At 69.5% G+C, this 21146-nt stretch carries 17 protein-coding genes and 1 tRNA gene; 5 read left to right on the forward strand and 13 right to left on the reverse strand.

Going from position 1 to position 21146, the window contains the following annotated elements:
- Positions 1 to 235 precede the first annotated feature (235 nt).
- Positions 236 to 976 carry a metallophosphoesterase gene (locus tag CJ197_RS10335; RefSeq protein WP_102236664.1) on the reverse strand — a complete coding sequence of 247 codons (741 nt, stop codon included), beginning with the start codon at positions 974 to 976 and terminating at the stop codon, positions 236 to 238.
- Between the two features lie 142 nt (positions 977 to 1118).
- Here CJ197_RS10335 and valS point away from each other — a divergent pair, with 142 nt between their 5' ends.
- Positions 1119 to 3779 carry a valine--tRNA ligase gene (gene valS / locus CJ197_RS10340; protein WP_102236699.1) on the forward strand — a complete coding sequence of 887 codons (2661 nt, stop codon included), beginning with the start codon at positions 1119 to 1121 and terminating at the stop codon, positions 3777 to 3779.
- 49 nt (positions 3780 to 3828) lie between these two features.
- A complete protein-coding gene (locus CJ197_RS10345; protein ID WP_102236665.1) occupies positions 3829 to 4311 on the forward strand; it encodes a PH domain-containing protein in 483 nt (160 codons plus the stop codon).
- A gap of 40 nt (positions 4312 to 4351) precedes the next feature.
- Here CJ197_RS10345 and CJ197_RS10350 read toward each other — a convergent pair whose 3' ends face one another.
- Positions 4352 to 5692, reverse strand: a complete 1341-nt coding sequence (locus tag CJ197_RS10350) for a hypothetical protein (RefSeq protein WP_102236666.1) — start codon at positions 5690 to 5692, stop codon at positions 4352 to 4354.
- A 204-nt stretch (positions 5693 to 5896) separates the two neighbouring features.
- Here CJ197_RS10350 and CJ197_RS10355 point away from each other — a divergent pair, with 204 nt between their 5' ends.
- The gene (locus CJ197_RS10355) at positions 5897 to 6382 is read left to right on the forward strand and encodes a phage holin family protein (protein WP_102236667.1); all 486 of its coding nucleotides are present in this window, start codon (positions 5897 to 5899) and stop codon (positions 6380 to 6382) included.
- Positions 6383 to 6505: 123 nt separating this feature from the next.
- Positions 6506 to 6946, forward strand: coding sequence for a PH domain-containing protein (locus CJ197_RS10360; protein WP_102236668.1), 441 nt, complete (start codon positions 6506 to 6508; stop codon positions 6944 to 6946).
- A 13-nt stretch (positions 6947 to 6959) separates the two neighbouring features.
- On the opposite strand, the gene selB is transcribed toward CJ197_RS10360, so the two are convergent.
- From selB to CJ197_RS10375, 3 genes are all read right to left on the reverse strand, one after another.
- Positions 6960 to 8768, reverse strand: a complete 1809-nt coding sequence (selB, locus tag CJ197_RS10365) for a selenocysteine-specific translation elongation factor (RefSeq protein WP_102236669.1) — start codon at positions 8766 to 8768, stop codon at positions 6960 to 6962.
- Positions 8765 to 10126 (reverse strand): L-seryl-tRNA(Sec) selenium transferase, encoded by a 1362-nt coding sequence (selA, locus tag CJ197_RS10370; RefSeq protein ID WP_102236670.1) that lies wholly within the window; start codon positions 10124 to 10126, stop codon positions 8765 to 8767. The genes selB and selA overlap by 4 nt, the downstream gene beginning before the upstream one ends.
- A gap of 30 nt (positions 10127 to 10156) precedes the next feature.
- A tRNA-Sec gene (locus tag CJ197_RS10375) sits at positions 10157 to 10252 on the reverse strand.
- Positions 10253 to 10355: 103 nt separating this feature from the next.
- Between CJ197_RS10375 and selD the strand changes: the two genes are divergently transcribed.
- Complete coding sequence (gene selD, locus CJ197_RS10380; RefSeq protein WP_102236671.1) at positions 10356 to 11372, forward strand: selenide, water dikinase SelD; 1017 nt, start codon at positions 10356 to 10358, stop codon at positions 11370 to 11372.
- Between the two features lie 117 nt (positions 11373 to 11489).
- On the opposite strand, the gene nrfD is transcribed toward selD, so the two are convergent.
- The 8 genes from nrfD to CJ197_RS10425 form a co-directional block, all read right to left on the reverse strand.
- The gene (nrfD, locus tag CJ197_RS10385) at positions 11490 to 12617 is read right to left on the reverse strand and encodes an NrfD/PsrC family molybdoenzyme membrane anchor subunit (protein WP_102236672.1); all 1128 of its coding nucleotides are present in this window, start codon (positions 12615 to 12617) and stop codon (positions 11490 to 11492) included.
- Entirely contained in the window at positions 12614 to 13624 is a 1011-nt protein-coding gene (locus CJ197_RS10390; RefSeq protein ID WP_102236673.1) for a 4Fe-4S dicluster domain-containing protein, read from the reverse strand. The genes nrfD and CJ197_RS10390 overlap by 4 nt, the downstream gene beginning before the upstream one ends.
- The gene (fdnG, locus tag CJ197_RS10395) at positions 13621 to 16923 is read right to left on the reverse strand and encodes a formate dehydrogenase-N subunit alpha (RefSeq protein WP_233190843.1); all 3303 of its coding nucleotides are present in this window, start codon (positions 16921 to 16923) and stop codon (positions 13621 to 13623) included. The genes CJ197_RS10390 and fdnG overlap by 4 nt, the downstream gene beginning before the upstream one ends.
- Before the next feature lie 50 nt (positions 16924 to 16973).
- Positions 16974 to 17789: a WXG100 family type VII secretion target gene (locus CJ197_RS10405; RefSeq protein ID WP_146007753.1), complete on the reverse strand. Its 816-nt coding sequence runs from the start codon at positions 17787 to 17789 to the stop codon at positions 16974 to 16976.
- 90 nt (positions 17790 to 17879) lie between these two features.
- Positions 17880 to 18209 (reverse strand): chorismate mutase, encoded by a 330-nt coding sequence (locus CJ197_RS10410; RefSeq protein WP_102236677.1) that lies wholly within the window; start codon positions 18207 to 18209, stop codon positions 17880 to 17882.
- On the reverse strand, positions 18206 to 19540 hold the full coding sequence (gene clpX / locus CJ197_RS10415; RefSeq protein WP_102236678.1) for an ATP-dependent Clp protease ATP-binding subunit ClpX: 1335 nt from the start codon (positions 19538 to 19540) through the stop codon (positions 18206 to 18208). Before clpX ends, CJ197_RS10410 begins: the two co-directional genes overlap by 4 nt.
- 93 nt (positions 19541 to 19633) lie before the next feature.
- A complete protein-coding gene (locus CJ197_RS10420) occupies positions 19634 to 20296 on the reverse strand; it encodes an ATP-dependent Clp protease proteolytic subunit (RefSeq protein ID WP_158239444.1) in 663 nt (220 codons plus the stop codon).
- A 74-nt stretch (positions 20297 to 20370) separates the two neighbouring features.
- A complete protein-coding gene (locus CJ197_RS10425) occupies positions 20371 to 20946 on the reverse strand; it encodes an ATP-dependent Clp protease proteolytic subunit (protein WP_199173911.1) in 576 nt (191 codons plus the stop codon).
- Between the last annotated feature and the right edge of the window lie 200 nt (positions 20947 to 21146).

The following is a 21146-nucleotide window of genomic DNA, read 5'->3' on the forward strand; positions in this document are numbered from 1 at the left end:
GTGGGGAGGTCCTGCATGCCATCGTGCCGATCGAAAGGGCGCTCTTCCCGAGCTGCCGATCGGCACGCTAACCCATAAACAGGCCCCGCGTTTCTGACGGGTAACTTCTAGCGCCGGAACAATATGTGGAGCCCCCCGCGTCGCCCCTGCTCAGCGCACCCCGCTCCATCGAAGGTGCCGGTTACCGGTGAGGAAAATTCGAGACGAAGGTGCGATGGTGCGAAAGTTCCGGGCGCTAGCCGCGGTACACCCCGGTGCGCAGCTCGCTCGCGTACGCCGCGGTCTCCTCGGCGGGCATCGTCGACGCCTCGGCGACGGCGATCTCGGCCTCGACGTCATAGGGCACGCGCACGAACTGGATGCCGAAGGGAGCCTCGCGTCCGCCGCTCGAATCCCCCTCGAGGATCGCGTAGGAGGGCACCGGGTCATCGAGCTGATTGCCCACGGAGCCGACGCTCACCACCTGCCCCAGGTCGCCCGAGCGCAGATACGGATCATGGATGTCGCCGTAGACGAGGACGTCTGCGGGCGCCTCGGAGCGGACGAACTCCGTCGGCCCCATGAGCGTCACGTACTCCTCCTCGGTGTGGTCGCGGCGGATGCGGGTGAACTCATCCACCGGGGAGGCGTGAACCAGGCGGATGCGCCGGCCCGAGAGCACCAGGTCATGCGAGCCCGGCAGGTCCACCAGCCAGCGGCGCTGCTCCGTGCTCAGCTCTGCCTTCCACCAGGCGGAGCCGGCGGTGCGCGGCGGAGCGTCCCCCGCGATGAACACCTCCCAGTTCCCCCGCACGGTCACCTCGCAGCGCTCGCGGGTCAGGTCCGTGCACGCGCCCCCGCGCGGGCCCTTGCCGATCACATCCCCGAGGTTCATGATCCGCCTGATGCCGCGCGCGGCGATGTCGGCGAGGACAGCCCGGTAGGCGGTGAGGTTGCCGTGCACGTCGGAGATGACGGCGATGCGCTCGAGGGACATGCGAATCCTCCGAATCAAGGAGCGAGACCCCTCCTATTGTGCTCTCCGACCTCTCCTCCTGCGCTCGCCCGCCCCCGCCCACGTGAACCCCTCCACGTCCGCGCGCGTTGCACCGTCCGTCAGACCTGGAACAATGGCCCTCATGAACGAGACTGCACCGCGCCCTGACTCCGCGATCCCCGACCGTCCTTCCCTCGAGGGGCTGGAGGAGAAGTGGGATCGGGTATGGGATGAGCAGCAGCTCTACGCCTTCGACCGCGACACCACCCGTGAGCAGGTCTTCAGCGTGGACACCCCGCCGCCCACCGCGAGCGGCGCCCTGCACATCGGCCACGTGTTCGGCTACTCGCAGGCGGACATGATCGTGCGCTACCAGCGCATGCGCGGCAAGAACTGCTTCTACCCGATGGGCTGGGACGACAACGGTCTGCCCACCGAGCGGCGGGTGCAGAACTACTACGGCGTGCGCTGCGACCCGTCACTGCCCTACGTGGAGGACTTCGAGCCTCCGCATCGCGGCGGCAATGCGCAGACCGCCAAGCCGCAGAACCAGATGCCGATCTCGCGGCGCAACTTCATCGAGCTGTGCCTCGAGCTGACCACCGAGGACGAGAAGGCTTTCGAGCACGTCTTCCGCACCCTGGGGCTGTCGGTGGACTGGAGCCTGGGCTACCAGACCATCGATGACACCTCCCGGCGGGTCTCACAGAAGGCGTTCCTGGACCACTACGCCGCCGGCACCGCCTACCAGGCGGAGGCGCCGACGGCCTGGGATGTCACCTTCCGCACCGCGGTGGCGCAGGCCGAGCAGGAGGACAAGGACCTGCCGGGCGCCTACCACCGCTTGGGTTTCACCAAGACCGATGGCAGCGGGCAGAAGGTCTTCATCGAGACCACCCGCCCGGAGCTGCTGCCCGCCTGCGTGGCGCTCGTGGCGCATCCCGATGATGAGCGGTACCAGGATCTGTTCGGCACGACGGTGACCTCTCCGCTGTTCGGTGTGGAGGTGCCGGTGCACCCCCATCCGCTGGCCAAGCCTGACAAGGGCGCCGGCATCGCGATGATCTGCACCTTCGGTGATGCGACCGACGTGATCTGGTGGCGAGAGCTCGAGCTGCCCACCCGCGCGGTGATCGGCCGGGATGGCCGCTTCCTCGCAGATGCCCCCTGGATCACCACCGCGGAGGGGCGCGCCCACTACGCGGAGCTGGTCGGCAAGACGGTGTTCACCGCCCAGAAGCTCGTGGTGGAGAAGGCGACCGCCTCCGGTGACCTGGTCGGCGAGCCGACGAAGATCACCCACCCGGTGAAGTTCTTCGAGAAGGGCGATAAGCCGCTGGAGTACGTGACCAGCCGCCAGTGGTACTTCGCCAACGGCGGCCGCGACACGGAGGCCGGGGGCCTGCGCGAGCAGCTCATCGCCCGCGGCCGCGAGCTCGACTGGCATCCGGGGTTCATGGAATCGCGCTACCGCAATTGGGTGGAGAACCTGGCCGGGGACTGGCTGGTTTCCCGCCAGCGCTTCTTCGGAGTGCCGATCCCCGTGTGGTACGGCGTGGATGAGCACGGCGAGATCGACTACGACCGCATCCTCACCCCCTGTGCGGAGCAGCTGCCGGTGGATCCGACCCTGGATGCCCCGGACGGCTTCACCGAGGAACAGCGGGATCAGCCGGGCGGTTTCACCGCCGACCCCGATGTGCTGGACACCTGGGCCACCTCCTCGCTGTCCCCGCTGCTGGTGAGCGGCTGGCTGGATGATGCGGAGCTGTTCGAGCGGGTGTATCCGATGGATCTGCGTCCGCAGGGCCACGACATCATCCGCACCTGGCTGTTCTCCACCGTGGTGCGCTCGCATCTGCTGACGAACTCCCTGCCGTGGTCCACCGCGTCGATCAACGGCTGGATCCTGGATCCGGACCGCAAGAAGATGTCGAAGTCCAAGGGCAATGTGGTCACCCCCGTCGGGCTGCTCGAACAGCACGGCACGGACGGGGTGCGCTACTGGGCAGGCCGCGCCCGGCAGGGTGCGGACACTGCCTTCGACGAGGGGCAGATGAAGATCGGGCGGCGCCTGGCCATCAAGATCCTCAACGCCTCCAAGTTCGCCCTCGGCTTCGGGGCTGCGCCCGCGGATCCGACCGGACGCCTGGCCGCGGACCCGTCGGCCGTGACCGATCCGCTGGACCGGGCGCTGCTGGCGCGCCTGGCAGAGGTGGTGGAGCAGGCGACCGCCGCGCAGGATGCGCTGGATTACGCGCGGGCGCTGGAGATCATCGAGCCGTTCTTCTGGGCGTTCTGCGATGACTACATCGAGCTGGTCAAGGAGCGCGCCCACGGCAACTCGCCGCGCGGCCAGGCCGGGGCGGACTCCGCCCGGGCGGCGCTCGCGATCGCTCTGGAGGTGCAGCTGCGGCTGTTCGCCCCCGTGGTCGTGTTCGCCACCGAAGAGGTGTGGTCCTGGTGGCGGGAGGGCAGCGTGCACACCCAGCCCTGGCCTGAGGCTGCGCCGCTGCGGGAGGCCGCCGCGGGGCAGGAGGCCGCGCTGCTGGACACCGTCGCGCAGGCCGCGATCGCGCTGCGTCGCATCAAGTCCGATGCGAAGGTCTCGCAGAAGACTCCGCTGCTGTCCGTGCGTCTGCTCGCGGCTGAGGGTGCGGTCCCGCATCTGGAGGCGGCGCGCGGGGATCTCGTGGCACTGGGCCGCATCGAGTCCCTCGAGCTGGGCGCCGCCGACGGTGAGAGCGTGCGCGCCGAGGACGCGGAGCTCGGCGAGCCGCCCGCGAAGCCGGCCCGCCGCTGAGGGGCGGGGGCTGACGGATCAGACCTGACAGGACGGAACCGAGACGCCGATGACGCCACGAACCGTACGCTCCAGCAACAGCACAGCGGCGATCTGGATCGGGGCGCTGCTGCTCCTGATGGGCGGCTTCACCGGCCTGTACGGGCTGGTCCCCCTACTCCAGGGCTCTGCCCTGGCCGGCATCGCATGGCTGCTCATCGGAGCGCTCATCGGCGCCCTGGGTCTGCTCGCGGCGCTGTTCGGCTGGCGCACCCACGCCAGGGTGGATGCCCAGGGCATCTCATGGTCCCACGGGTTCTCCCGCCGCACCGCCGTGCCGTGGCAGCAGATCGCGTACGTACAGGTGCCGAGCGCGCATGAGCCCGGCGGCAGCGTGATCCTGCACCTGCACGACGGCCGACAGGTTCCCGTCACGCCCCTGCGCAAGACCCAGGGGCCGGATGACAGCACCGCGCTGTCTCCGTGGTATCTGCGGGCTGGTGCCGCCGTGCAGAAGGCGCATCAGGAGTGGTTGACGCGCGGGGGGCGATGAGCCGCCCAGCGCGTCACCCCTCTGCGCGCACCCCGTCAGCTCACCAGAAGGGGCTGTACTTCGAGGTGGAGTCCTTCAGATCGTTCACGAAGGCACCGCCGTCGCTGATCGCATCGTCGAGGTTGTAGTCGCCCGGGGTGAAGGTGTCCACGATCGCGTTGGGGTTGATGCCGATGGTGGTCGAGCCACCGAGTCCCAGCCCCTTCGCGGCTGAACCCCCGACGGTGAAGGAGACTTCGTCGGTCGAGATGGTGCTCCCGGCACCGATTCCCGCTCCGGCACCAGCCTTCTCGCTGATGGACGTCGAGGCGTTGAACCAGCCTCCGGGGCTGTTGACCTCGTACTTCTGCGAGACCTGAGCTCCCGCGAACGCGCTGGCATCGAATCCTGCCGACCAGCCGTTGATCTGCCCGTCGGCGTTCCGCGTGGCGTGGGAGTAGGCGTTCGCGTGGGCTTCCGCTCCAACGAAACCGGAGGTCGTCACCGACGCGGATGCCCCGGATTCATGGGAGATGGTTCCGGTCTGCTCGGCGTACAGGCCCGAGCCTGCGCGAGCGCCGCCGCTGAATCCGTCCGGGCCCACGGTGCCGCCCGCCTCGGCATAGGCTTCCATGCCCGCACGATGGCTGATATCCGCTCCGAAGCCGCCGGGCAGATCGGCATGCTGGTCCACGCCGATCTCTGCGCTGCCCCTCGCGCCGACAGTGCCGGTGGTGTTGCCGTAGGGATCGGTGGTCGTCCCAGCGCCCGCACTGTAGTTCACACCGCCGTAGACATCCGCCGAGCCATAGGGGGTATCAAGCTCCGTGCCCTCCCAGATCTGATCCTGCCACGTGAACTGTTCGCCGACGGGACGGTCCTGGCCATACATCTGGCCGCGGCTACCGTATCCGGGATCGCCGTAGAACTCCTGCGGGCCGTTCTCGCCGCCGCCGGTGAACCAATCGCCCAGGGCATCCTTCAGCCGGTCGATGGTGCCGGGGTCCAGGGGCTGCAGGGGGCCCAGGGGACCCCCGGGGCCCAGGGGCCCGCCCGGAGCGAGCGGACCGCCGGGCTTGAACAGGTCCTCGATGAAGTCCCGCACCGCATCGAAGATCCCCCCGCCGCCACCGTCACTGTTGGAGGCGTGATCCTGCTCCTCAGCGTGCTGGGTGATCTCCTCGCCCTTGGCCCGGATGTCCTCGGCCTTCGCGTACAGCGAGGGCTTGACCTGCCCATGCCAGAGTGCACGGAAGGCGATCGCATCCGGCCCCAGCCACGGCACGGAGTCGATCAGCGCGGTGACGGCATCGGTGGTCTGGATGATGGTCTGGGACCCCTGCCGACAGGCCACCCCCTGCGCCCGCATCTGCTCCGGCACGCCGCCGTAGAACCCGCTCATCACCGCTCACTCCCCTGAAAATCCCGTGTGGCACCGTAGCGCCGTCGTCATCCCGGCCAGCGTAGGCGCTCGATCGCACAGTGCCCATGGGGAGTACTCCCCATGGGCTGTCTGTAGGGGTGCAATGAACCCGTGAAGAGTTCCCGGGGTGACGGCAGTAGAGTCGACGAAGGCCCGCTAGGATTCTGACGCCAGGGAGTCGCCGTGCAGCCCACCGTCATCCGTGCCACCGCCGCGAAGATGCTGTTCGTCGTCGGTCCCTTCATCATGCTGATGGGCGTGGGAGTGCTCGTCACCATGATCGTGCTGTGGTTCGTCCTGGGCACCAGCGCCGTGCTGTTCTTTCTTCTGCCCGCTGCTCTCGGGATCGGCTCCGGCCTTTTCCTGCTGCGGATGGCGCGCAAGGGACGACTGGAGATCACGGCCGACGGCTTCACCTGGTGCGGTTACATCGGCCCCGACCGGACCGTACGTTGGCAGGACCTCCACCGCATCCTGCCGCCTCGGCATCGCGGGGGCCGGAATATCGCGCTCCTCCAGTTTCGCGCTGGCCGCGAAGAGGACCTGGTGGCCCTGTGGGTGGGGCCGACAGACCCCTCCGTGGTGACGGGCACGCTGGATCTCAGTTCCGTGCGCACTCAGCTGATCCAAGCCCACCAGCAGTTCCTGCACCGCACCGCGCGGCGATGATGACGCTCGAGCGGCGCTGACTAGCATGGCCGCGGTGGCCCCAGGTGCGGGGGGCCGCCTACCACAGTGACGATCGGGGGTGCCATGGCCCAGAGGCAACGCAGCGGACGCGCGAAAGGTCTGATGATCGGGGGGATCGCTTCCCTCATAGCGGGGCTGTTCAGCAGCGTGTTCGCCGTGGTGATGTGGGCGGTGACGGGCGAAGCAGGGCTGCTGCTCCTGCTCCTGATACTGCCCCTGGCCGTCATCGTCGGTGGGCTGCTGCTGTTCATCGGCCTGCGCAGCGGGGTGCAGATCACCCACGATGCGGTCTCCTGGTCCACCGGCTTCGGTGGCACGCAGTCGATCCCCTTCGCCCAGATCGCCCACATCGAGGTGCCGACGGCGCGCCGCGGCCCCGGTGGAGTGCAGCTGCATCTACGTGACGGGAAGACGGTGCCGCTCACAGCATTGAAGATGTCGCGCGATGAGAACGGCTACTCGCCCGATCGGGCCTACCGGCGGATCGCCGAGCAGCTAGTCCAGGCCCACCAGCAGTACCTGCAGCGCGCAGGGCAGCACTGAAACAGGCGCAGCCTCAGCGCACCACCTCGCGCAGCGAACCGTCGACCCGCCGCGTCCAGCCGCGACCGTCGAGGTGCGTCAGCAGCGGGATCGCGACCCGGCGCGTCGTGCCGAGGGCCTGACGGGCCTGGGAGAGCGTGAAGGGCTGCGGTAGCTGCGCGATCTCGCGCATGGCAAGCGCCGGGGCGGTGGGTAGCAGCACTACGCCGTCCTCCAGACGCAGCAGCCGCCCGAGCCGTTCGGCGGCGGCGAGCTCGCGTGGCCCGAGCCGCAGTGCTGCGAGGTCATCTGATTCCGGGGCGGCGAACGGCTCCGCGCGCAGGCGCTTCTCGAGCTCGGCGACCCCAGCTTCAGCAGCACCCAACCCCGCGGCGGCGCCGCGGCTGCGCAGGCGCCCGTCGGTCTCTTGCAGTTCGGCTCGCCGCACGACCACCCCCAGCAGCGCGGCATCGGGCAGGTCCAGCTGCTGCGCGGCAGCCCCCAGCGGCACGCCAGCCGAGAGCTGATCGCGCCGCTGGGCAGCGGTGACGAGGTCTGTCAGCTGCGTGGTCCAGGTGGCCAGGGCCTGCGCATCGACCAGCAGGTCCCCGTGGCGCTCGATGCCGTCCGGCAGGGGCTCAGGCACGTCGATCCCAGCGCGGCGCAGGCGCGTCTCCGGCACAGCCCGGCGGCGCCGCACCTCGACGGTCACATCACCGCCAGCGTCCGGCAGCTCCTCGAGCTGGGCGGTGCGACGGGTGCCGTCGCCGCGTCGGGTGAGCTCGGGCGGGTCCACGTCCATGACCTGCACGCCGCCGAGCACCAGGTGCTCCCCGGTGCCGCGTAGGACGATGCGGTCCCCGAGCCGCACCGGCAGCTCGCGGTCCAGAGTGAGCCGGGCGTGGTCGGCATCGAAGGGTCGCACGTGCACGGGCACGGAGGCGGAGCCGATGTGCACCTGGATCTCGTGCGGCAGGGCGGTGAGGTCCTCCCCGCTGGTGCGGCGCACGTCGATCCGGTCGCTCAGGGGGAAGGCCCCGGGGGTGATGAGGGCATCGCCGCGTCCCACCTGTTCGGTGGTGATACCGCGCAGATTCACGGCCGCGCGGGAGACGGGCTCGAGGTGCTGGTGGGAGGCGCCCTGGGACTGCAGGCCCCGCACGCTGACCGGCCCGCTGTGCGCGGCGCCGATCAGCTGCAGCTGATCGCCTACGCGCAGCGTCCCGGTGCCCAGGGTGCCGGTGACCACAGTGCCGGAGCCGGAGATGCTGAAGGCGCGATCCACCCACAGCCGCACCGGGGCTTCGGCCTCCACCGGCGGCAGCTGGTCCAGCACGGTCGCTAGCGCCTCCTGCAGCGCGGGGATCCCCTCCCCCGTCGCCGCGGAGACCGGGATGATCGGGGCGTCCCCGAGGCCGGTGCCAGCCAGCTCGCGGCGCACCTGCTCCCGGCTCCGCTCGAGCAGCTGACCGGTGGAGTCGTTTCGCGCGGCGAGGTCACTGCGGGTGAGCGCCACGACTCCGCGGTCGATCCCGAGGGCGAGCACGGCGTCACGATGGTCGCTGGACTGGCGCTGCCAGCCCTCATCGGCCGCCACGACGAACAGCACGACGGGCGCGGGACCGAGCCCGGCGAGCATGTTGCCGATGAACCGTTCATGCCCCGGCACGTCCACGAAGGAAGCCTCGGTGCCGCCGGGCAGGGTGGTCCAGGCGAAACCCAGGTCGATGGTCAGGCCACGCCGTTTCTCCTCCGCCCACCGGTCGGTCTCGATCCCGGTGAGGGCGCGCATGAGGGTCGATTTGCCGTGGTCCACATGACCAGCGGTCGCGATGACCCTCATCGGCGCCCCTCCCCCATCCGCTCGATCTCCGCCGCAGCGCCGCACAGCGCGGCCAGCAGCTGGTCCTCCGCCGCCGCGGGTATGCAGCGCAGATCCACCACGCAGACGTCCTCCCGGGTGGTCGCCACGACGGGCACCAGCTCCGGGTCCGATGGGGTGCGCAGCACTCCCGTCAGGGCGGCGGGCAGGTGCAGCGCCCAACCGGGCAGCGGCACCTCCGCGCCTCCTCCGCCGCCGGTGCGGCCGTCATGCTCGAGGACCTCAACCTCGAGACCAGGAGCCTGCTGCCGCAGGCGCTCCGCGAAGGCCTCAGTGCGCTGCCGCAAGTCCTCGGCCCGGGTATGCAGGGCCGCGAGCACCGGCGGCTCCGGGCCGGTGAGGGTCGCTTCGATCGCGGCGAGGGTGAGCTTGTCGGCCCGCACAGCGCGGGCCAGGGGGTGCCGGGACAGGCGCGCAATGACCTCGGCCTTGCCCAGCAGCACTCCGGCCTGGGGGCCGCCGAGCAGCTTGTCTCCGGAGGCGATGACGAGATCTGCCCCGGCCTCCAGGGCGGTGGTGGCATCGGGCTCTTCGCGCAGCACCGGGTCAGGGGCCAGCAGCCCCGAGCCGAGATCGGCGATGAGCGGCAGGTCGTGCTCCCGGGCGAGGGGCGCGAGCTCGGCGGGTCCCTGCGCGGCAGTGAAGCCGATGACGCGGTAGTTGCTGGTGTGGATGGTGAGGATCGCGCGGGTGTCCGCACCGATCGCGTCGCGGTAGTCCTGCAGGTGCGTGCGGTTGGTGGTGCCGACCTCGCGCAGGTGCGTACCGGCACTCTGGATCAGGTCCGGCAGGCGGAAACCCGCCCCGATCTCGATCAGCTCACCGCGGGAGACGATCACCTCCCCGGTGCCGACGAGGGCCGTACAGGCCAGCAGCAGGGCACCGGCCCCGTTGTTGACCACGAGCGCGTCTTCGGCGGCCGGGCAGGCGGCGAGCAGGGCGGCGCGCGCTCCGGCACCCCGTCGGCCCCGCGCCCCGGTGGCGAGATCGAACTCCACATCGGTGTACCCGGCGGCATCGGCGAGCGCCTGCCGGGCCGGGTCCGAGAGCGGGGCGCGCCCCAGGTTGGTGTGGACGATGACGCCGGTGGCGTTCAGCACCGGGCGCAGGGAGCTCGCGGAGCGGGAGTCCACGGCGGCGAGCACCTCGGCCTCGACCTGCTCCGGGGTGATGTGGCCGCTGCGGGCACGGTCCTGGGCGGCGCGCACGATGCCGCGCACGACCTTCTCGCTGAGAGTCCGGGTCGCCGCGACGACCAGCGGATGCGCGAGCAGCTGATCGGTGCGGGGGATCCGCCGACGGGGGTCGTCCACGATCATGATGGGCAAGCTCCTCCCGTCGGCGGATCATGGCGGAGGCGGACGGGAATCGAACCCGCCAGACCGAGATGCTCGGTCTCACTGGTTTTGAAGACCAGGGTGCCCACCAGGAACACAGACGCCTCCCTGCGACGCTGGGCGCCGGAACCTCGAGTCTAGCCCGTGCATCACCGGGTGCGATCGCCACTGGACCCTGGGCCCCACCTGGGACGTTCCTATACTCGAAGCCATGACTGCGATCCCGAATCTCATCAGCGTCGAGGACGACGCCCCGAAGCGACTGACCCAGATGGCGCACGGCGGTGGCTGTGCCTCGAAGATCCCCGCCGGAGAGCTTGAGCAGGCGGTGTCCATCCTGGCCGGCCAGGACTTCCCGAGCGTGATCGTGGGGCTGGATGACGGCGATGACGCCGCGGCCGTGCGCGTCCAGGACGGCCTCGCGGTGCTGTCCACCGCGGACTTCTTCACCCCCGTCGTGGACTCCGCCTACGATTTCGGCCGCATCGCCGCCGCGAACGCCCTCTCGGACATCTACGCGATGGGCGGCACCCCCGTGGTGGCGATCAACCTCGTGGGCTGGCCGCGCGGCACCCTCCCCTACGAGCAGCTGCAGGAGATCCTCCGCGGCGGCAAGGACATGGCGAACGAGGCCCACACCCCCGTGATCGGCGGACACTCCGTCGATGACCCCGAGCCCAAGTACGGCCTGGCCGTCACCGGTACCGCGGATCCGGCACAGCTCCTGCGCAACGACGCCGCCGAGGCCGGGCTGCCGATCACCCTCACCAAACCCCTCGGGGTGGGCCTGCTGAACAACCGGCACAAGAACACCGGTGAGGTCTTCGAGGCGGCGATCGCCACGATGACCACACTGAACCGGGATGCCTCCCAGGCGGCGGTCGCCGCCGGGCTGAAGGCCGCCACCGACGTGACGGGCTTCGGCCTGCTGGGGCACCTGCACAAGATGATGCGCGCCTCCGGCATCGGCGCCGTCCTGGACCGCACCGCAGTGCCGCTCGTGGACGGCGCGGCCGAGGCGCTGCGCGACGGCTTCATCTCCGGCGGCACGCGGCGGAACCTCGAGTGGGTGCGCGATCACCTCACCGTCGATGACGGGGTGAGCGAGGAGGACCTGCTGCTCCTGGCCGATGCGCAGACCTCCGGCGGTCTGCTCGTGATCGGCGAGGTGCCCGGCTACCCGATCATCGGCGAGACGATCGAGGGCTCCGGGATCCGCGTGCGCTGAGCCTTCCGGTCCGGCGCCCCGCTGCAGACACTGCACCGCACAGAGAAAGCCCCGATGCCCGCTTCACGCGGGCACCGGGGGCTTTCCAGGTTTCTCTGTCTGTTCGGCCGGGTCTGTTCAGCCGGCGGTCGTGATCGAGTCGTCGGTGATGCCGGCGGCCCGCCGGGCGGCCAGGCGCGCCTTCTGCGGCTCGATCACGCGGCGCGGGTCCTTCACGGACTCAAGCCCCGCTTCGAGCACGCCGTAGCGGGTGAGCACGGAGGAGGCGACCAGAGCCGCACCGCTCGCGACCGACAGGAGCTTCGAGCGCCGCGAGAGCACGGCCCCGATCCCGCCCGCGATGGCCAGGCGCTCGGCCCACTTCAGCTTCTGGCCGGCAGCGCCCTCCTCGAGCGGCTCGCGCTCGAGTGGGTGCATCGATTCCTTCATGAGGTGCATCGAGACGACATCGCCCACGGCACCGAAGGCAGCCATGACCCGGGCCGGGCCGGTCTCCGCCTGCGGGCTGGTCACCATCGCGGCACCGCCGGAGGCGAGGCTCGCCGAGGAGACGAACACGAAGGACAGGTGGTCCCGGCTCGCCGACCAGGTGGGCACCGTCGTGTCACCCAGCAGCGCGCCGGTGTAGGAGGCGAGGACCGGGGCGAGCGCCGCCTGGCCGAGGCCGGCCGCCCCCTCCATGCCATGCACGAGCGGGCGCAGCGGCCCCAGCGGCAGGCGTTCCTTCGTCATCCGGTCCACTTCGATCGCACCGAGCACCCCGGAGAGCGTCCCGAAGGACGCCAGGATCCAGGTGCCCAGGCTCATCGGCGAGGTGATCTTCACGGTGCGCATCATGTGCAGGAACCGCTCGGGACGCCCGAGGTCCTCGATCAGGGCGGCGGTGCCGCCGCCCAGGGCCGCCAGCGCGATCAGCCGCGAGTTGCGGCGCAGCGCGTCTCGGCCCGTGAGCTGCGCCCCGTAGCCCAGCAGCGCGGAGCCACCGGCCAGACCACCGAGGAACAGGTACGCGGCGATCGGTCCGCGCCACGGCGGCGCCTTCACGACCGGACGGCCGTAGTAGGAGTCGAACTGCACGTCCCCCACCACGCTCATCTCGCGGCGGCCCTCGTCGGCCCCGGATCCGCGCCGACGCTGCCCGGCCATTGCCTGCTGCGCCGGGGTGGTGGCGTCCTCGTCTCTGATCCGCTTGCCGCGGCGCTGCCCGGATTCCTCCGGACGGTAGCTGTCGAACGAACTGGTCATCGCCGTCCTCCTGCGAACGCGAGAGCGGCCGTGACCGCCATGCCGACGGCCGCGATGCCCGCGCGCGCGAACATCTGGGGAAGATACTTCGTGGGCACCTGGGGATCCGGCGGCAGGCCGTACACCTCCGGCTCATCCAGCAGGAGGAACACCGAGCCGGTGCCGCCCACGCCGTCGTTCGGGTTCGCGCCGTACAACCGCGCCTCGGTCATGCCGCGCGCGTGCAGCTCGCGCACCCGCTCCTTGGCCTCGGCGACCATGGATTCGCGGTCACCGAACTTGATCGAGGTCGTCGGGCAGGTGGCGGAGCAGGCCGGCTGCTCGCCGTCGACCAGGCGGTCGTAGCACAGCGTGCACTTGTGGGCGGTGCCCATCTCCTTGACGTCCTGGTCGAAGCGCTCGTCACGGCTCTCCTTGGGGGAGATGGTGCCGTCGTCGCGCCGCTCGATGACGCCGAAGGGGCAGGCGCCCACGCAGGTGCCGCAACCGTTGCAGATATCCTGCTGGACCACGACGCTGCCGTGCTCGCTGCGGAACAGCGCACCGGTGGGGCACACATCCAGGCAGCCGGCGTACGTGCAGTGCTTGCACACATCCGAGGACATCAGCCAGCGGAACTCCGGGGTGTCCGGCGGGGTGCGGTCGGTGCCGGAGAGATCCCCGGCAGGCAGGGCACCGCGCTGGGTGCTCTTCGGACCGATGCCGGGCATGCCCAGGCTCACGAGCTTGCGCCCGGACTCCCGAGCCTCCTCGATCCGCTCGCGACCCTGCTCGACGAATGCGACGTGCCGCCAGGTGTTGGCCCCCAGCGCGCCGGTGTTGTCGTAGCTGGACCCCAGGATCTTCATCTCGCCATCGGCGGGATTCTGGTTCCACTCCTTGCACGCCACCTCGCAGGCCTTGCAGCCGATGCAGATGGACGTATCGGTGAAGAACCCCTTGCGGGTGTGCTCCTGACCCCAGCCGGCAGCGGCCATCGGGCCTTCAGATCCGGACAGCAGCGTCATCGCGCCTCACCCTCCTTCGTGGTGTCCTCTCCCGTCGGTGCGGCACCGGCCTCATCGGACCCGCGGACCTCCACCGACACCGTCTCCGCAGCGTCGTCCGTGCCCGAGCTGCCCAGCGGGTCATGCTCGCGCAGCACCGGCTCGCCCTCGACAATGCCCGCCTTGAGCTGATACTCGCGCACCAGCTCACGCAGCGCCTTGCCGTGCGGGCGGCGACCCGGACGGATCGCGCACTGGTTGTTCTTGGACCCCTGGATCTGCGTGTTGATATCCAGGTTCAGGCCGATGAGGTCATTGACCGAGTCACCGGTCACGACCGCTTCCTTGCCGCGGGCCCAGTGGTACGGCAGCCCGATCGTGTGCACGGTGCGCCCGCCGATCTCCAGCGGCGTCATGCGCTCGGTGACGAACACCCGCGCCTCGATCGCGGACCGCGCCGAGATGATGGTCATCCAGCCGTACGGCTCCAGACCCAGCTCCTCGGCGAGCTCCGGGGACACCTCGCAGTACAGCTCCGGCTGCAGCTCCGAGAGGTACGGCAGGAAGCGGCTCATACCACCGGCCGTGTGGTGCTCCGTGATGCGGTACGTGGTGAACACGTACGGGTACACCCCGGAGTCCGCACCGGTCACGCCCGGCGAGTTGAGGTTGTCCTCGTCGCGATCGGGGTGGATGCCGGTGGGCGGCGACTGCTGTGCGTACAGCGGGTTGGTCACCATGGACTCCGGCCCCTCGTAATGCGTGGGCAGAGGTCCGTCCAGCATGCCCGTCGGAGCGAAGAGCCAGCCGCGGCCATCGGACTGCATGATGAACGCGTCAGTGCCCGCCAGGGCAGCCGCGCCGCCCTTGCTCGGGTCACCCGGGTCATCCGGTCGCTTGGTCGGCGGGAAGTCCGGGACGTCGTTGCCGACCCACTTGCCTTCCTCCTCATCCCACCACACGTGCTTCTTGCGCTCCGACCAGGGACGGCCCTGAGCGTCGGCGGAGGCACGGTTGTACAGGATGCGGCGGTTGGCCGGCCAGGCCCAACCCCAGTCCAGGGCGATCGGATCCTGCTCCTGGCCCGGCTTGCGGCGCCGTGCCTGGTTCACCCCGTCCTTGAAGATGCCGGCGTAGATCCAGCAGCCACCGGCGGTGGAGCCATCGCCCTTCATCTCCCCGAAGGCGGCCAGGGGCTGCCCGGCCTTCTCCCCGGTGAGGTGCTTGCCGTTGATCTCCATCAGGACGGCCTCGGCATCGGGCTCGCCATGCTCGTCCACCGGGTAGTCCCAGGTCAGATCCAGCAGCGGACGATCCCGCTCGTCGGTCGAATCCTTGAGCTTCTCGCGCACCCGGCAGCCCAGGTCATACATGAACTGCAGCTCGCTGGTGGCGTCATCAGGCGGCGTCGGCCCCTGATCGCGCCACTGCACCATGCGCTGGGTCTGGGTAAACGTCCCGGCCTTCTCCATGTGGTTGGCCGCCGGCAGGAAGAAGACCTCCGTGCCGATGTCCTCGCTGCGGACCTCGCCGGACTCGATCTCCGGACCGTCCTTCCACCAGCTGGCGGACTCGATCATGTAGTAGTCGCGGGCGACCATCCACTTGAGGTTGGACATGCCGCGCCGCTGCAGACGACCGTTGGCCGAGCCCACTGCCGGGTTCTGTCCCAGCAGGAAGTAGCCGTCCACGCCGCCGTCGAGCATCAGCATCAGCGTCTGATAGGTGCTGTGTGCACCCGTGAGCTTCGGCAGGTAGTGGTAGCAGTAGTCGTTCTCCGCCGTGGCCTTATCGCCCCACCATGCCTTCAGCAGGTTGGTGGCATAGATATCGGCGTTGGCCCAGAAGCCCTTCTGCTCCTTTTTGCCGATCTTCTGCGTGTACTCGTAGAAGTCGTCCTGTCCCACCTTCGGCATCGGCAGATACCCCGGCAGGATGTGGAACAGCGTGGGCAGATCGGTGGCGCCCTGAATGTTGGCGTGCCCGCGCATCGCCATGATGCCGGAGCCGGGACGGCCCACATTGCCCATGAGCAGCTGCAGGATCGCCGCGGTGCGGATCATCTGGGAGCCGCCCTGGTGCTGGGTCCAGCCCAGTGCGTAGGCGAAGCACGTGGTGCGTTCCCGGCCGGAATTCTCCGCGATCTTCTGCGCGAAGTACTCGAAGTCCTGGCGCGAGATGCCGCAGTACTCCTCGACCATCTCCGGCGTGTACCGGGAGTAGTGGTGCTTGAGGATCTGGAACACCGTGCGCGGATGCTGCAGCGTCTCGTCCCGCTCCGGCAGACCGCGCGCGACCTGATCCTCATCGCCGGCGTAGCGCCAGGTGGACAGATCGTACGTGCCCGTCTCCGGATCGAAGCCGGAGAAGATGCCTTCGGCGTCCTCGGCATCGACATAGTCCTCAGAGACGATCGTCGACGCGTTGGTGAACGTCTTGACGTACTCCTCGAACCACAGGTCGTTGTCCAGCACATACTTGATGACCGCGCCGAGCAGGATGACGTCCGTGCCCGAGCGGATCGGGATGTGCTTGTCCGCGCTCGCAGAGGTGCGCGTGAACCGGGGATCCACATGGATGACGGTCGCGCCGCGCTTCTTCGCCTCGACGACCCACTGGAACGCCACCGGATGGGCTTCGGCCATATTGCCGCCCTCGATGACGATCAGGTCGGAGTTCGCGAAGTCCGCGACGTACTGGGTGGCGCCGCCGCGCCCGAACGAGGCTCCCAAACTGGGAACCGTAGCGGAGTGTCAAATACGGGCCTGGTTCTCCATCTGGATGGCCCCGGCAGCCGTGAAGAACTTCTTGATGAGGTAGTTCTCCTCGTTGTCGAGGGTCGCGCCGCCCAGGCTCGCGATGCCCATGGTGCGACGCAGGGGCCGCCCCTGCTCGTCGGCATCCTCCCAGTGGTTGCGCCGCGCCTCGATGAAACGGTCCGCGATCATGTCCATCGCGGTGTCGTAGTCGAGGTCGCTCCAATCCGTCGCGTACGGCGCGCGGTAGAGCACCTTCGTCTGCCGCAGCGGGGAGTTGCCCAGCTGCTCGCTCGCCGCGCCCTTGGGGCACAGACGCCCGCGCGAGACCGGAGAGTCGGGGTTGCCCTCGACCTGGATGACCTTGCCATCCTTGTGGAACACACGCTGCCCACAGCCGACGGCGCAGTAGGGGCAGACGCTCTCAGCGACGCCATCGGCGATCGCTGTACGTGGAGCCGTGGCCCGAGTGGCGGCCGAGGTGACCGCTGCGCCGCGGCCCGTCGGATCACCGCCCCGGAGCTGCCGGATCACCGGCCAGTCGAGGAACGTAGTGCGAGACATATCGCGATGGTACCAGCGCTCTCGACTGGCCGGGCGGGACCCTGACGCTGTCAGAGCAGGTAGATGTCAGGACGCGGCATCGGCTGCGGCAACGGCCACGGATCCGGGATCGGCAGCGGACGCGGCAGCGGCTGCGGCAGCGGCCACGGATCCGGGATCGGCAGCGGCTGCGGCAGTGGGAAGGGGCTGTCCTCCGGCAGCGGCCACGGATCCGGCAGCGGCAGCGGATCCGGCAGCGGCGGGATCGGCGGCAGCGGGAACCGCGGAGGGATCGGGAAGCCGGGGTCCGGCAGCGTGATCGGGCCATTCCAATCCTCCGGCAGCTCGATCTCCGGGATCCGGACGTCCGGCAGGTCGATGTCCGGGAAGTCCGGCAGCGTGATCGGGCCGTTCCAATCCTCCGGCAGCTCGATCTCCGGGATCCGGATGTCCGGCAGCGGAATCGGGCCCGGCAGCGGCCGCGGGAACGGGATCGGGAACGGCACCGGGAGCGGCTCGAAGATCGGCCCGGGCAACGGCAGCGGGAACGGGATCGGCAGAGGGAACGGGAACCCAGGGGTGCCGACGCCCGGGCCCTCACCCGAGGAGGCACCATCCTGCTCATCGGCATGCTGGGCGAGCTCCTCGGCACGTCGGCGCAGCTCCTCGATCGCCCGATCGATGAGCGAGCGCACATCGCTCCCCCAGCGCGCCCGGAACTCATCGGCATCCGGCCCCACCCAGTCCACACCGTCGACCACAGCGCCGCACGCCGCCATCAACTGTTCGATCGTGCCGGCCGCACCGGTGCAGCGCGTGCCCTGCGCACGGACTGCCTCAACCTCGGCTCCCCAGAACCCGCTCATCGCGCCCATCCCCCTCGTCATCGTCAAGCTGTACACCTGCACGCTACGGGCAGGTCATCAGCTGGTCCATGGGGAATACTCCCCACGACCCCGGGGACGCGCTGGGGAGGGTCAGCGGTCGCCGGGCGCCTGATCCTCGCGGATCCGCTCGTGGTGGCGGATCACCTCGGTGACGATGAAGCGCAGGAACGCCTCGGCGAAGGTGGGGTCCAGGCCCGCCTCATCCGCGAGGGCGCGCAGGCGGCGGATCTGCTGCTCCTCGCGCTCCGGGTCCGCGGGCGGCAGCCCATGCTCGGCCTTGAGCACGCCCACCCTCTGAGTGTGCGCGAAGCGCTCGGCCAGCAGATGCACGAGGGCCGCGTCGATGTTGTCGATGCTGCGCCGTTCGAAGAGCAGCAACTCCCGGGCCCGCGCGGCATCGTCTGCGCCGGGCGTGCTCATGCGCTGCGCTCCCGCGCGGTCTGCTCACGGTCAGCGTCCTTCGCGGTGACCATGAGCGGGGCGCGCCCCTCGGTGATGACCCCCTCGGTGATGACCACCTTGGCGATGTCATCACGGGAGGGGACCTCGAACATGACCGGCTGCAGCGCCTCCTCGAGGATCGCCCGCAGGCCGCGCGCACCCGTCTCACGGGCGATGGCCTTGTCCGCCACGGCCTCCAGGGCGCTGCGCTCGAAGTCGAGCTCCACGCCGTCCAGCTCGAACATCCGCTGGAACTGCTTGACCAGGGCGTTGCGCGGCTCGGTGAGGATCGTGATGAGGGCTTCGCGGTCCAGGTTCGCGACACTCGCAATCACCGGTAGGCGGCCGATGAACTCCGGGATCAGCCCGAACTTCAGCAGGTCCTCCGGCAGCAGCTCGGCGTAGATCTGCTCCTGCTCGAGAGGCGTGTGCAGCTGCGAGCCAAAGCCGATGCCCCGCTTGCCGATCCGGGAGCCGATGATGTCCTCGATTCCCGCGAAGGCTCCGGCCACGATGAACAGCACATTCGTGGTGTCGATCTGGATGAAGTCCTGATGGGGGTGCTTGCGCCCGCCCTGCGGCGGGACCGCCGCGACGGTGCCCTCGAGGATTTTCAGCAGCGCCTGCTGCACGCCCTCCCCGGAGACATCTCGCGTGATCGACGGGTTCTCGGCCTTGCGGCCGATCTTGTCGACCTCATCGATGTAGATAATGCCGCGCTGGGCGCGCTCGACGTCGTAGTCGGCAGCCTGCAGCAGCTTCAGCAGAATGTTCTCCACGTCCTCGCCAACGTACCCCGCCTCGGTGAGCGCCGTCGCATCGGCCATCGCGAAGGGGACATCCAGCATCCTGGCGAGGGTCTGGGCGAGATAGGTCTTACCGCACCCGGTGGGGCCGACGAGCAGCACATTGGACTTGGCCACCTCGACCTGCTTCTGGGCGGAGGGCTCCTCCGCCTCAGCGCCCTGGCGGGTGGGCCCGCCAGCGGGAGCGGACGCCGCCGCCTCCTGGGCGCGCACCCGCTTGTAGTGGTTGTACACCGCGACCGAGAGTGCCCGCTTGGCCGGCTCCTGCCCCACCACGTACTGCTCGAGGAAGGCGAAGATCTCCTTGGGGGTGGGCAGCGGAGCCTGCGCCTGCGCGGCGGGCTGGGCGGCCTCGATCTCCTCGGCGATGATCTCGTTGCACAGATCGATGCACTCTTCGCAGATGTACACGCCGGGACCGGAGATCAGGCGTTCCACCTGCTTCTGCGATTTTCCGCAGAACGAGCACTTGAACACGTCGCCGCTCTCGTTCGCACGTGCCACAGCCGTCCTCCTGTCGTCTCGGGGCTCCGCCAGACTACCCGGCGCCCCCTGCCGAAGACGGAAGGGCTCGCCCGTCCGGGCGAGCCCTTCGACTCAGCGGCCCACCTGGGGGCGCGCCTCCTTACGGGAGGCGAGGACCTGGTCCACCAGGCCGTATTCGAGCGCTCCCTGCGCGGTGAGGATCTTGTCGCGCTCGATATCGGCGCTGACCTGTTCCTTGGTGCGCCCGGAGTGGTGGGCGAGGGTGTCCTCCAGCCACTCGCGCATGCGCATGATCTCGTTGGCCTGGATCTCGAGGTCGGAGGCCTGGCCGCCGCCCTGGCCGCCCATCGCGGGCTGGTGGATGAGGATCCGAGCGTTGGGCAGCGCGAGGCGCTTGCCCGGCGCGCCGGCGGCCAGCAGCACCGCGGCCGCGGAGGCGGCCTGGCCCAGGCACACGGTGGTGACCTCAGGCTTGATGTACTGCATGGTGTCGTAGATCGCGGTCAGCGCGGTGAAGGAGCCGCCGGGGCTGTTGATGTACAGCGTGATGTCACGGTCCGGATCCTGGGACTCGAGCACCAGCAGCTGCGCCATGACGTCATCGGCCGAGGCATCATCCACCTGGACCCCCAGGAAGATGATGCGGTCCTCGAACAGCTTGGTGTACGGGTCCTGGCGCTTGAAGCCGTACGCAGTGCGCTCCTCGTACTGGGGCAGCACGTAGCGGCTGGTGGGCGTCGGGCCGGCCTGGCTGTAGCCGCCGGCGGCGGCCATCGGCTGCGCGCCGACGGGGCGGGGGTCGAAAGTCACGAAGTCTCCTCGGAAGAACGGTCTGCTGGGTGGCGGGATCAGTCGTCGGTGCCGCCGCCACCGGTGACATCACCGGAGCCGGTCACGATCTTGTCGATGAAGCCGTACTCCAGGGCCTCCTGCGCGGTGAACCACTTGTCGCGATCGGAGTCCGCGGTGATCTGCTCGACGCTCTTGCCGGTCTGCTCGGCGATCAGCTCGGCGAGCTGGCGCTTCATCGACAGGATCAGATCTGCCTGGATGCGGATGTCCGTGGCGGTGCCGCCCAGCCCACCCAGCGGCTGATGCATGAGCACCCGGGTGTGCGGGGTGGCGTACCGCTTGCCCTTCGCCCCGGAGGAGAGCAGGAACTGACCCATCGACGCGGCCATGCCCATACCGACGGTCACGACGTCGGGCTTGACGAACTGCATGGTGTCGTAGATGGCCATGCCCGCGGTGATCGAGCCGCCGGGGCTGTTGATGTACAGGTAGATGTCCTTGTCCGGATCCTCGGCCGCCAACAGCAGGATCTTGGCGCAGATGGCGTTGGCGTTCTCGTCGCGGACCTCGGACCCCAGCCACACGATGCGCTCGCGCAGCAGGCGCTGGTAGACGTTGTCGTCCAGGCCCATCGGGGAGTCGCCGGCCGCAGCCTGCGGCGGGGAGGTCGGGGTGCTCTGAGAGGTCACGGGTTCTCCTTCATGGCGATGCGGTGATCGCGGCGTTGGGGTGCGATGAGTCGACTCTAGGCGCTGCGACGCACCGGAACGGGCGGTGTTCGCCGCAGGCGCACTGCGGCGGGAGAGAGGACAGTGCCGGATGCGCGGGCGGG

Origin of the sequence: Brachybacterium sp. UMB0905, assembly GCF_002871795.1 — a bacterium.
In the GTDB taxonomy this organism is placed as follows: Bacteria; Actinomycetota; Actinomycetes; order Actinomycetales; family Dermabacteraceae; genus Brachybacterium.

Excerpts from the sequence above, each read along its gene's own strand:
- CJ197_RS10335 (WP_102236664.1), bottom strand. The coding sequence starts at position 976 with ATGTCCCTCGAGCGCATCGCCGTCATCTCCGACGTGCACGGCAACCTC.
- valS (WP_102236699.1), top strand. The coding sequence starts at position 1,119 with ATGAACGAGACTGCACCGCGCCCTGACTCCGCGATCCCCGACCGTCCT.
- CJ197_RS10345 (WP_102236665.1), top strand. The coding sequence starts at position 3,829 with ATGACGCCACGAACCGTACGCTCCAGCAACAGCACAGCGGCGATCTGG.
- CJ197_RS10350 (WP_102236666.1), bottom strand. The coding sequence starts at position 5,692 with ATGAGCGGGTTCTACGGCGGCGTGCCGGAGCAGATGCGGGCGCAGGGG.
- CJ197_RS10360 (WP_102236668.1), top strand. The coding sequence starts at position 6,506 with ATGATCGGGGGGATCGCTTCCCTCATAGCGGGGCTGTTCAGCAGCGTG.
- selB (WP_102236669.1), bottom strand. The coding sequence starts at position 8,768 with ATGAGGGTCATCGCGACCGCTGGTCATGTGGACCACGGCAAATCGACC.
- selA (WP_102236670.1), bottom strand. The coding sequence starts at position 10,126 with ATGATCGTGGACGACCCCCGTCGGCGGATCCCCCGCACCGATCAGCTG.
- selD (WP_102236671.1), top strand. The coding sequence starts at position 10,356 with ATGACTGCGATCCCGAATCTCATCAGCGTCGAGGACGACGCCCCGAAG.
- nrfD (WP_102236672.1), bottom strand. The coding sequence starts at position 12,617 with ATGACCAGTTCGTTCGACAGCTACCGTCCGGAGGAATCCGGGCAGCGC.
- CJ197_RS10390 (WP_102236673.1), bottom strand. The coding sequence starts at position 13,624 with ATGACGCTGCTGTCCGGATCTGAAGGCCCGATGGCCGCTGCCGGCTGG.
- CJ197_RS10405 (WP_146007753.1), bottom strand. The coding sequence starts at position 17,789 with ATGACGAGGGGGATGGGCGCGATGAGCGGGTTCTGGGGAGCCGAGGTT.
- CJ197_RS10410 (WP_102236677.1), bottom strand. The coding sequence starts at position 18,209 with ATGAGCACGCCCGGCGCAGACGATGCCGCGCGGGCCCGGGAGTTGCTG.
- CJ197_RS10420 (WP_158239444.1), bottom strand. The coding sequence starts at position 20,296 with ATGGCCGCCGCCGGCGGCTACAGCCAGGCCGGCCCGACGCCCACCAGC.
- CJ197_RS10425 (WP_199173911.1), bottom strand. The coding sequence starts at position 20,946 with ATGGGCCTGGACGACAACGTCTACCAGCGCCTGCTGCGCGAGCGCATC.